This is a genomic window from Streptomyces sp. NPDC004667, assembly GCF_040609475.1.
In the GTDB taxonomy this organism is placed as follows: Bacteria; Actinomycetota; Actinomycetes; order Streptomycetales; family Streptomycetaceae; genus Streptomyces.
Window position 1 is genome coordinate 53386 of record NZ_JBEXKC010000014.1, and the last position, 10867, is coordinate 64252.

Annotated in this window: 10 protein-coding genes; 8 read left to right on the forward strand and 2 right to left on the reverse strand. The window is 74.3% G+C overall.

Annotation, left to right across the window (positions count from 1 at the left end):
• Window positions 1-301: 301 nt before the first annotated feature.
• From ABZW32_RS10780 to ABZW32_RS10800, 5 genes are all read left to right on the forward strand, one after another.
• On the forward strand, window positions 302-967 hold the full coding sequence (locus ABZW32_RS10780; RefSeq protein ID WP_356214023.1) for a response regulator transcription factor: 666 nt from the start codon (window positions 302-304) through the stop codon (window positions 965-967).
• A 62-nt stretch (window positions 968-1029) separates the two neighbouring features.
• Window positions 1030-2478, forward strand: a complete 1449-nt coding sequence (locus ABZW32_RS10785; protein WP_356214025.1) for a penicillin-binding protein 2 — start codon at window positions 1030-1032, stop codon at window positions 2476-2478.
• A gap of 64 nt (window positions 2479-2542) precedes the next feature.
• Window positions 2543-3034 carry a GNAT family N-acetyltransferase gene (locus tag ABZW32_RS10790; RefSeq protein WP_356214027.1) on the forward strand — a complete coding sequence of 164 codons (492 nt, stop codon included), beginning with the start codon at window positions 2543-2545 and terminating at the stop codon, window positions 3032-3034.
• Between the two features lie 69 nt (window positions 3035-3103).
• Window positions 3104-3811: a DsbA family oxidoreductase gene (locus ABZW32_RS10795; RefSeq protein WP_356214029.1), complete on the forward strand. Its 708-nt coding sequence runs from the start codon at window positions 3104-3106 to the stop codon at window positions 3809-3811.
• Window positions 3812-3948: 137 nt separating this feature from the next.
• Entirely contained in the window at window positions 3949-5016 is a 1068-nt protein-coding gene (locus ABZW32_RS10800) for an aminotransferase class V-fold PLP-dependent enzyme (RefSeq protein WP_356214031.1), read from the forward strand.
• A 70-nt stretch (window positions 5017-5086) separates the two neighbouring features.
• Here ABZW32_RS10800 and ABZW32_RS10805 read toward each other — a convergent pair whose 3' ends face one another.
• Window positions 5087-6157 carry an aminotransferase class V-fold PLP-dependent enzyme gene (locus ABZW32_RS10805; RefSeq protein ID WP_356214033.1) on the reverse strand — a complete coding sequence of 357 codons (1071 nt, stop codon included), beginning with the start codon at window positions 6155-6157 and terminating at the stop codon, window positions 5087-5089.
• 64 nt (window positions 6158-6221) lie between these two features.
• Here ABZW32_RS10805 and ABZW32_RS10810 point away from each other — a divergent pair, with 64 nt between their 5' ends.
• Both ABZW32_RS10810 and ABZW32_RS10815 read left to right on the forward strand, forming a co-directional pair.
• Window positions 6222-7316: an amidohydrolase family protein gene (locus ABZW32_RS10810; protein WP_356214035.1), complete on the forward strand. Its 1095-nt coding sequence runs from the start codon at window positions 6222-6224 to the stop codon at window positions 7314-7316.
• Between the two features lie 307 nt (window positions 7317-7623).
• Window positions 7624-8541 (forward strand): SCO1860 family LAETG-anchored protein, encoded by a 918-nt coding sequence (locus tag ABZW32_RS10815; RefSeq protein ID WP_356214037.1) that lies wholly within the window; start codon window positions 7624-7626, stop codon window positions 8539-8541.
• A gap of 65 nt (window positions 8542-8606) precedes the next feature.
• Here the strand turns inward: ABZW32_RS10815 and cobC are convergent, their stop codons facing one another.
• Window positions 8607-10016 carry an Rv2231c family pyridoxal phosphate-dependent protein CobC gene (cobC, locus tag ABZW32_RS10820; protein ID WP_356214158.1) on the reverse strand — a complete coding sequence of 470 codons (1410 nt, stop codon included), beginning with the start codon at window positions 10014-10016 and terminating at the stop codon, window positions 8607-8609.
• Window positions 10017-10138: 122 nt separating this feature from the next.
• Here cobC and ABZW32_RS10825 point away from each other — a divergent pair, with 122 nt between their 5' ends.
• Window positions 10139-10864 carry a ZIP family metal transporter gene (locus ABZW32_RS10825; RefSeq protein ID WP_356214039.1) on the forward strand — a complete coding sequence of 242 codons (726 nt, stop codon included), beginning with the start codon at window positions 10139-10141 and terminating at the stop codon, window positions 10862-10864.
• Window positions 10865-10867 lie beyond the last annotated feature (3 nt).

Here is a 10867-nt window from a genome sequence, read left to right on the forward strand (position 1 = left end):
CGGACGGGCCTCCCCGCAGGTCGGCGGGCGAGCCCCTCGACGGGCCTGTGGGCGGGCCTCTCGACGGGTCGGCGGATGGGCCTCCCCGCAGGTCGGCGGGCGGGCTCCCCGATGGGCCGGTGGACGGGCTCCCGGACGGGCCCCCCGGCGGGGCGTCGGGAGGGGCCTCCGGCCGGTCGCCGGGAGGGGCCTCCGGCCGGGTCGCGGGGAGGTTCGGCCGGGGGGCTGCCGGGGAGTCCTCCGAGGGGCCCGTGGTCGTGGGGCGGGCCGTGGGCCGCCGCCGGGGCCGGGGGGCCGGGCGATGAGCCGGCCGCCGCTGCGCGTGCTGATCGCCGATGACGAGCGGATGGTCCGTACCGCCCTGCGCGTCATCCTCGACGCCGAACCCGATCTGGAGGTCGTCGCAGAGGCCGCCTCCGGAGCCGAGGCCGTCGGGCTGGTCCGCTCACTGGCGCCGGACGTGGTGCTGATGGACGTCCGGATGCCGGAGATCGACGGCATCCGGGCCACCGAGCAGATCCTCGCGACCATGGCCGAACCACCCCGGATCGTGGTCGTCACCACCTTCGAGAACGACGCCTACGTCTACGACGCGCTGCGCGCGGGCGCCTCCGGGTTCCTGCTCAAGCGGGCCGACGCGGACGAGCTGATCGGCGCGGTCCGGCTCGTCGCCCGGGGCGACTCGCTGCTCTTCCCGGCCGCCGTCCGCGCGCTGGCCGCCGCGCACACGGCCGCCGCAGCGGCCCCGGCCCCGGCCTGGGCCTCCCGGCTCACGGAGCGCGAGGCCGACGTCCTGCGCCTGATGGCCTCCGGCCTGTCGAACCACGAGATCAGCGAGCACCTGGGGGTGGGCCCGCAGACCGTCAAGACGCACGTGGCCGGCGTCCTGGCCAAGACCGGCTCCCGCGACCGCACCCAGGCGGTCATCGCCGCCTACGAGGGAGGCTTCATCATGAGGAAAGGCTGAGAACCCCGCCACAATCGGGGCAGAGTGGAACGCACGGGACCGTCCGCGCGTCCTTCAGGGGGATGAACAAGACGATCAGGCGTGCGTCGGTCTTCTGTCTGCTTCTGGTGCTGGCCCTTTTGGTGCGGGTCACCTGGGTGCAGGCATACCAAGGCCAGGCCCTCGCAGACGACAAGAACAACCGGCGCAACCTCATCGGGCAGTACGAGAACCCGCTGGGGAACATCATCGTGGGCGGGCAGGCCATCACCGGCTCCACGAAGACGGGCGGCAAGGACTTCGGCTACAAGAGGACGTACCTCGACGGCCCGCTCTACGCGCCGATCACCGGCTACAGCTCCCAGGCCTACGGCACCACCATGCTGGAGGGCGTCTACAAGAACATCCTGAACGGCTCCGACACCCGGCTCAAGACGGTCATGGACACGCTCACCAACAAGCGGGCCGATCCGGGCAACGTCCTGACGACCATCGACAGGGACGTCCAGAAGGCCGCCTACGACGCCCTCCAGGGCAAGCAGGGCTCGGCCGTGGCCATTGACCCGGCGACGGGAGACATCCTCGCCGTCGTGAACAACCCCTCGTACGACCCGGGCCGGATCACGGGGGCCAACGACGGGGAGGCCTGGAAGGAACTGTCGGCCGACCAGGGCAAGGCCATGGAGAACGTGGCGCTGCGCAAGCCGCAGGCCCCCGGTTCCACCTTCAAGCTGGTCACCCTCGCGGCGGCGATCGAGAACGGGCTGGTCACCAGCATCGACGCGCCGACGGGCATCCCGGCTCCGTACACGATCCCGGGCACCCGCACGAACCTGCCCAGCGAGGCGGGAGACGCGGCCTGCAACAACGTTTCGACGCGTACCGCCCTCAAGCTGTCCTGCAACAACGTCTTCGCCGAGCTGGCCTCCCGGCTGGGCCAGGACAAGATGCGGGCCACGGCCGAGAAGCTCGGGTTCAACGTCCAGATCGACACCCCGGTCCGCACCAACCCGCCGAGCAAGTACCCGACGAAGAAGATGTCCATCGACCAGGTCGCGCAGACCGGTATCGGCCAGTTCGACGTGCAGGCCACCCCGCTCCAGATCGCCATGGTGACCGCCGCCATCGAGAACGGCGGCAAGCTCGTCGCGCCGCACATGGTCTCCGAGGTCACCGACGCCGACGGCAACGTCCTGGAGAGCTTCAAGAACCCGAAGTCGCAGGAGGTCATGAGCGCGAGGACCGCCTCCATGCTCCAGGACGCCATGCGCACGGTGGCCACCGAAGGCGGCGGCAAGCCCGCCCAGGTCGCGGGCGCCGAGGTGGGCGGCAAGACGGGTACCGCCCAGCGCGGCGTGAACAACAACATCCCGCCGCTCGCCTGGTTCACCTCGTACGGCAAGTCGGGCGGCAAGCAGATCGCCGTCGCCGTGATGATCGAGAACTCGGACACCGACCGTTCCGAGATCGGCGGCGGCAAGCTGGCCGCGCCGATCGCCCAGAAGATGATGGCGGCCTGGCTGAAGAAGTAGCGGTCGCACGGGAGAAGACGACGCGCCGGGAACCGAACGGGGTTACCGGCGCGTTCTCCCTCCCATGATCAGGACCGCACTCCCGAGCGACGTCGCCGCCATCGCCGCCCTGCACGCCCGGGCGCGCGCCACCTACTACCGGGGCCGCGTCCCGGAAGAGGAGTACAGCGGCGCGGCGGAGCAGGCCCGGTCCCGCGAGGGCTGGGCCCGCGCGGTGGGCCGGGCGCAGTCGCAGGGCCGGGTGTTCTGCGCCGAACGGGACGGTGAGGTCACCGGCGTGGCCGCCTACCTCACCGCCGACGGCGAGACCACCCTCACCCAGCTCCACGTCGACCCCGCCCACTGGCGCCGGGGCACCGGGGCCGCCCTGCACGCCGCCTGCCTCGACGCCTGGCGCCGGGCCGGGATCGAGCGGGTCCGCCTGGAGGTCTACGGGCACAACCTGCGGGCCCAGGCCTTCTACGCCTCCCACGGCTGGCGCCCCGACCCGGCGGACACCCCCTCCGGCACCCATCGCACCCTCTGGCTCCGGGTGCCCCGGGCGTCCGGGGAATGAGGCGGGCCGAGGGATGGTTGAAGCGGAAACCGTTTCATCCCCCCTCAGAACCCGGAGAGAAGAAGGATCATGCGCGTCGAGATCTGGAGCGACATCGCCTGCCCCTGGTGCTACATCGGAAAGGCCCGTTTCACCAAGGGTCTGGCCGCCTTCGCGCACCGCGACGAGGTGGAGGTCGTCTTCCGGTCCTTCGAGCTCGACCCGGGCAGCGCCAAGGGCGTCACCGCCCCCGTGCTGGAGATGCTGGCCCGCAAGTACGGCCGCACCCTCGACGAGGCGCGCGGCATGGAGGAGCACGTCGCGGCGAGCGCCCGCGCCGAAGGGCTGACGTACCGGACCGAGGGCCGCGACCACGGCAACACCTTCGACGTCCACCGCCTGCTGCACCTGGCCGCCGCCCGCGGCCGCCAGGAGGAGCTGCTCGACCTCGCCTACCGGGCCAACTTCGCCGAGGAGCGGTCGGTCTTCGACCCCGAGGTGCTGGTCGCGCTCGCCGTCGAGGCGGGGCTGGACGAGGCGGAGGCCCGGGAGGTCCTCGCCGACGAGTCCGCCTACGCCGACGGGGTCCGGGCCGACGAGCGGGAGGCGGCCGAACTCGGCGCCAACGCCGTGCCGTTCTTCGTGTTCGACCGCCGCTACGGCATCTCCGGCGGCCAGCCGGCCGAGGTGTTCACCCAGGCGCTGGAGGAGGCCTGGGCCGGGCGCGAGCCGGTCGGGGCGGACGCCGCCGCCGAGGCCTGCGAACCGGACGGAGCCTGCGCCGTTCCCCAGGCCTGATTCCGGCGGCAGGGGTGGGGGTCCGGGCGCCCGCCGCCGGAGTCCCACCCCCGATGCCACCTCATAAGGCATCCTTTGGGATGACCTGCATAAAAAGACAATGGACTTTGAGGTGTCCCTGGCGCAGAGTTGACGCCATGGACACCATCGACGTTCCCCTCGCCGACCTGTGCCGCGCCGAGTTCGCGCACTCCACCACCTACCTCAACACGGCCACCAGCGGGATCCTCCCGCGCGCGGCCGTGGCCGAGGTGCGCGCGCTCGCCGACGCCGCCGGGGCCGGACTGCCCGCCGGATTCGGCGACTTCGAACGCGTGGACCGGGTCCGTGCGGCCTTCGCCCGCCTGGTCGGGGTCGATGCCGGACGGGTGGCCGTCGGCTCCTCCGTCGCCGCGCACGTCGGAGTGATCTCGGCCTCCCTGCCGGCCGGCGCCGAAGTCCTGGTCCCCGAGGGCGACTTCGCCTCCGTCATGAACCCCTTCGTGGTGCGCGGAGACCTCAGGGTCCGCTTCGCCCCGCTGGAGTCCCTCGCCGAGGCCGTGGACGCGGACACCGAGCTGGTCGCGCTGAGCGCCGTCCAGTCCGCCGACGGACGCACCGCCGACCTCGCCGCGATCCGCGCGGCGAGCGCCGCGCACGGCGCACGGATGCTCGTCGACGCGACCCACGCCGCGGGCTGGCTGCCCTTCGACGCCTCGCCCTACGCGTACACGGTCACCGCCGGGTACAAGTGGCTGCTGGGCGGCCGTGGAGCCTCGTACCTCACGGTCTCGGAGGAGGCCCAGCCCGGCCTGGTCCCGCTGCACGCCGGCTGGGTGGCCGCCGAGTCGATGTGGGACGCCACCTACGGCCCGATGCGCCGACTGGCCCGGGACGCGCGCCGCTTCGACGAGTCCCCCGCCTTCCTCGCCTACCACGCCGCCGAGCCCTCGCTCGCGCTGCTGGAGCGGGTCGGCATCGAGGCCGTGCACGCGCACGACACCGCACTGGCCGCCCGATACCGGGCCGGCCTCGCCCGCCTCGGCCACGAACCCGTGCCGGGCGGGGCCCCGATCGTTTCCGTCCCGGGCCTCGCCGGCCACCAGGCGCGGCTCCTCGAAGCCGGGGTGTCCACCGCGGCCCGGGCCGGGGCGCTGCGGGCCTCGTTCCACCTGTACAACACGGAGGCGGACGTCGACCGGCTGCTGGACGTGCTGGCCGGCTGACCCCGCCGCCCCGCCGCCCCGCCGCCGCCCCGAGGGCCCCGCGCCCCGAGGCCCCGGTGGCCCCGAGGTCCTACCGCCAGGCCGCCGTCGCCGCCGCCAGCGCCGGGGCCGGGTCCGCGGACAGTGCCGAGGCCAGGGCGTTCAGCGCGGCGGCCACCGCATCGGGCGAGGCCGCCGGGCCGTAGTGGTTGACCCGGACCATCTCCTGGGCCAGGGCCCCGCCGCCCGCCGCGAGCGGGGCCGACGGGTCCGCCGAGAGGGCCTTCGCCACCACCAGGGAGGCGTCGGCGACCCGCAGCGTCGTCGCCACCGGCGCCGCCTGCGCCGGGTCCGTGACCCACGGGGCGATGCCGAGTGCCGCCGCGCCCGCCCGGGTGGCGCGGGCGGCGGCCTCGTGGCGGGCCAGCACCCCGTCCAGGCCCTCGGCCGCGATGCGGTCCAGGCAGGCCTCCAGGGCCAGCATCTCCAGCTGCGCGGGCGCGTGCAGCAGGGTCTTGCGCCCGCCGTCGATCCAGCGCTCCTTCCAGTCCAGGAGGGAGAGGTACGAGCGGCGCGGCGCCGCCGGGTTCCGCGCGAACCGCTCCCACGCGCGGTCCGACACCGACACCGCCGAGACCCCGGCCGGGCCGCCCATCGCCTTCTGGGCGCCGATCACGCACAGGTCCACGCCCCACGCGTCCGGCAGCAGCGGTTCGGCGCCCACCGAGGCCACCGCGTCCAGCATGAACAGCGCCCCGTGGGCCCGTACCGCCTCGCCGATCTCCGCCACCGGGTTGGTGTTGCCGGTGGCCGCCTCGGCGTGCACCAGCGAGACGAAGTCGATCTCCGGGTGCGCGGCCAGCGCGCGCGCCACCTGCTCGCCGTCGACGGCCGTGTCGAACGGCACCGCCAGGTCGACCACTTCGGCCCCGGCGTCGCGCAGCCAGTTGCCGAAGGTGGTCCCGTAGGGCCCGGTGACGATGTTGAGCGCCGTCGAACCGGGCCGCGCGCCCGAGCGGATGCAGCCCTCCAGCGGCAGCAGCGCCTCGCCCTGGGTGATCACCGCGTCCTGCCGGGTGCCGAGCAGTTCGGCCACTCCCCGCTCGATCGTCGCGAAGCGCTCGGGGGTGAGCGGCGGAAGGTCCAGGAGGGGGTGGGTCACGGCGGTGCTCTCTTCGTCCGGGGTTACCGGGTGAGCGTACCCAGCGCGCGCGTAGGGTGCCGACATGAGTGATCAGAGCGGTGTGCTCCATGTGAAGGGACGGGTCCTGGTCGGGCCCCACGAGGTGCGCGACGAGCTGTGGATCGTCGGCGGCCGGATCTCCTGGGAGCGGCCGCGCGCCGCCCGCGAGATCACCACCGTCACCGGCTGGGCCCTGCCCGGTCTGGTCGACGCGCACTGCCACGTGGGCCTGGACGCCCACGGTCCGGTCGACGCGGGGACCGCCGAGGAACAGGCCCTGACCGACCGGGACGCGGGCACCCTCCTGATCCGCGACGCCGGTTCCCCCTCCGACACGCGCTGGATCGACGACCGCGCCGACCTTCCGAAGATCATCCGTGCGGGCCGGCACATCGCCCGGACCCGCCGCTACATCCGCAACTACGCCCACGAGATCGAGCCCGCCGACCTGGTCGAGTACGTCGGCCGCGAGGCGCTGCGCGGGGACGGCTGGGTGAAGCTGGTCGGCGACTGGATCGACCGCGACGCCGGCGACCTGACGGCCTGCTGGCCGCGCGCCGAGGTGGAGGCCGCCATCGCCGAGGCGCACCGGCTCGGTGCCCGGGTCACGGCCCACTGCTTCGCCGAGGACTCGCTGCGCGACCTCGTCGAGGCGGGCATCGACTGCGTGGAGCACGCCACGGGCCTCACCGAGGACACCATCCCGCTGTTCGCGGAGCGCGGTGTGGCGATCGTGCCGACCCTGGTGAACATCGCGACGTTCCCGAAGCTGGCGGCGGGCGGAGAGACGAAGTTCCCGCGCTGGTCGGCGCACATGCGCAGGCTCCACGAGCGGCGCTACGACACGGTGCGGGCGGCCTGGGACGCGGGCGTGCCCGTGTACGTCGGCACCGACGCGGGGGGTTCCCTGCCGCACGGCCTGGTCGCCGCCGAGGTCGCGGAGCTCGTCAAGGCCGGGATCCCGGCCCTGGACGCCCTCTCGGCGACGGCCTGGGCGGCCCGCGAGTGGCTGGGCCGGCCCGGACTGACCGAAGGGGCCCCGGCCGACCTCGTGGTGTACGCCTCCGACCCGCGGGCCGACGTGCGGGCCCTGGCCCGGCCGGAGCGGGTGATCGTGAACGGCGAGGTCCGCGCCTAGCCTCCGCGCCGGACCCTGACGGACGCCGGTTGACGGGGCGTGACGTCCGCGCCCCGTCGGTCGTTCACTACGCCCGGCCCGCAGTCCGGCGGCCGTGGTGGTGGGGCTGGAGGGAACGCGCGTGCCGAATGGGGCGCCACAAATCGAATGTGCGCATGAAAACCACCCGTTGGGGTGAACTCACCTCAGGTGCCTGCCCGTTCACTCACAGTGCGTAAAGATTTCGAGCGTCGAAGCCGTCGGCGCGCGCAATGTCCCCCATTGGCGCCGCCGCGACGGCTCCCATCTCCCCGGGGGTTCCACCATCTTGAACAGCAACACCTTCCGCCTGCCCGCGGCCGTTCTGCTCGCCACGGGGGCGGTGGCCCTGCTCTCCGCGCCGCCCGCCCTCGCCACGGACGGCCCCGGCGGCGGTGCGGGCACGGGCAGCTCCGGCGCCGTCGTCCTGCGGGCCGGACTGGACGTCGGCCTGCTCAACAAGGCCGTGCACGTACCGCTGAAGGCCACCCTCAACGAGGTCAGCGCCCCCGCCACCGCCGAGAAGACCGCCCTGGCCGTCACCCTCGACGGAGCCGAACAGGGCCAGCCGGTGAGCGTCCTGAAGGCGGAGGTCGCCACCGCCAAGGCCACCGCCGACCAGAGCCGCGCCCAGGCGGAGGCGAACCTCGCCCACGCCAAGGTGCACGTCCCCGGACTGCCGGCGCTCTCCCTGATCGAGGTGGAGAAGGTCACCTCCAAGGCCGTCTGCGAGGCGGGCAGGAAGCCGGTCGCGAGCTCGAACGTCCTCGGTTCCGTCACCGCGCTCGGCAAGAAGATCACCCTGACGGCGGGCGGTCCCACCAAGGTCGAGGTCCCTGGCGTGGGCCTCGTCAGCCTGGAACTGTCCGGAACCCAGACCACCTCCACCACCGCCGCCGCGTCCGCGCTCCGGCTGAAGGTGTCCGTGAACCCGCTGAACCTGAACGTGGCCGAGGTCGACGGCGAGGTCGTGCTCGCCGAGGCGCACTGCACCGCCCCCGAGGGCCCCGCCCCCTCGACGGGCCCGTCGGCGAAGCCCGACATCAAGGCACAGGCCGCCACCGGAACGGGAACGGCCGTCACCCACGCCGACCTCGCCGAGACCGGAGCCGCTTCCGTGACCCCGTACGTCGCGGGCGGCGCGCTGCTCCTCCTCGGCATCGGCGCGGGCGCGCTCGTGGTGACCCGGCGCGGCAGGACCTCGTAGCGTTCGCGGCCGCGCCGCCCGGCGGGTGGCGCGCTCCCCGGGCCCGGCCGGCCGCGCCCCCGGTGCTACCGGGAGGCCAGCGTCAGGGCGTGGTCCAGGGCCTGGAGGAGGCGGCCGGTCGTCGCGCGGTCCCGGACCGCCAGGCGCAGCCAGGAAGAGTCCAGGCCGGGGAAGGTGTCGCCGCGGCGGACCGCGAAGCCGAGGGCGCGCAGCCGGGTGCGGACCTCCGCCGCCCCCGCCACCCGGACCAGCACGAACGGTCCCTCCGCGACCCCGGCCACCGAGATCTCCTCGAACTCCGCGAGCCCGGCCAGCAGGTGCGCCCGGTCCACCGCGATCCGCCGGGCCGCCTCCTCCGCCTCGGCCAGCGCCGCCGGAGCCACACAGGCCTCGGCCGCCACCAGCGCCGGCGTAGACACCGGCCACAGCGGCTGCGCGGCCGCCAGCTTCGCGATCACCTCCGGCTCCGCCAGCACGTAGCCGATCCGCAGCCCGGCCAGCCCCCACGTCTTGGTGAGGCTCCGGAGCACCACCAGCCCCGGTACGTCCATCCGCCCCGCCAGGGCCTCCCGTTCGCCCGGGACGGCGTCCATGAAGGCCTCGTCCACCACCAGGGTCCGCCCCGGCCGGGCCAACGCCGCCAGCGTTGCGGCCGGGTGCAGCACGGAGGTGGGGTTGGTGGGGTTCCCGACGACCACCAGGTCGGCGTCCTCCGGCACCGCCGCCGGGTCCAGCCGGAACCCGTCCGCAGCGCGCAGCACCACCCGTTCCACCCGGTGCCCGGCGTCCCGCAGGGCCGCCTCCGGCTCGGTGAACTGCGGGTGCACCACCACCGGCCGTACGGCACCCAGGGCCCGCGCGACCAGGACGAACGCCTCCGCCGCCCCCGCCGTCAGCAGCACCCGCTCCACCGGCAGCCCGTGCCGGGCCGCCACCGCCGCCCGCGCGGCCCGGCCGTCCGGGTACGCGGCCAGGGAGCCGAGGCTGTCCGCGATGCGGCGCCTCAGCCACTGGGGCGGCGTGTCCGCCCGTACGTTGACCGCCAGGTCCACCAGCGCGCCGCCCGCGTCCACCACCTCCGCGTCCCCGTGGTGGCGCAGGTCGTGCTCCTGCACGGTGGCCACCGCGCAGGTCGCCGCCACCGACCGGCGCTTGGGCACCAGGAGCTCCCCGCCGCCCGCCAGCGCCGCCGCCTCCGCCACCGACGCCGTCCCGGCGGCCTCGCGCACGGCCCCCGAGGGATGCGGTACGGAGATCCGCGCGAGCTCCTCGGCGGGATAGCCGACCAGCGGCACACCGAAACGTTCCGCCGCCCCGGCGATCCCCGCCTCCAGGGTCTTGGACTCCACCGTGGCCAGCGCCGTCACCGCCCCCGCGGACAGCCCGGCGCCCCGCAGCGTCTCCTCGACGAGCGCGCAGACCTCCGCCACGGAGACCCCCGCCCGTCCGCCGACCCCGACCACCAGCTTGGTCACGTACTCGCCCACCGGGGTCCTCCCCTCCGTAGTCACTTGCGTCTGTCTGTCGTCAACACGGTGTCGCCCGCCACCCGCGCGCGGAAGTGCGCGCCCGGCCGACAGTCGGTATCCAGGGGCACATGGCGGTGATCGTGGCGTTGGGCGCGTTCCTGATGACGCTGGCGGGCGGATGGACGGCGCAACGCGTCACCGACCGCCGCCACCTCGTGCTGGGGCTGGCCGGCGGGCTGATGCTCGGCGTGGTGGGACTCGACCTGCTCCCGGAGGCGATGCACGCCGCCGGCGACGAGGTCTTCGGCGTCCCGCTCGCCCTGCTGCTCTTCGTGGGCGGGTTCCTCGTCGCCCACGTGGTGGAGCGGGTACTGGCGGTCCGCCAGGCGTCGCACGGCGCCGAGAACGGCGGCCGGGTCCCCCAGGTCGGGCTCACGGCCGCCGCGGCCATGGTCGGCCACAGCCTCGCCGACGGGGTGGCGCTGGGCGCCGCCTTCCAGGTCGGCGGGGGGATGGGCCTCGCCGTGGCCCTGGCCGTCCTCACGCACGACTTCGCCGACGGCTTCAACACGTACACCCTCACGACCCTCTACGGGAACGACCGCGGCAAGGCCCTGAAGATGCTCTTCGCGGACGCGGTGGCACCGGTCGTGGGCGCCGCGTCCACTCTGCTGTTCACCCTTCCGGAGGAACCCCTCGGGGCCTACCTCGGCTTCTTCGGAGGTGTCCTGCTGTACCTGGCGGCGGCCGAGATCCTGCCCGAGGCGCACCACGAACACCCCGCCCTCTCCACCCTGATGTGCACGCTGGGCGGAGTGGCCGGGATCTGGCTCGTGGTCGGCGTCGCGGACTGACCT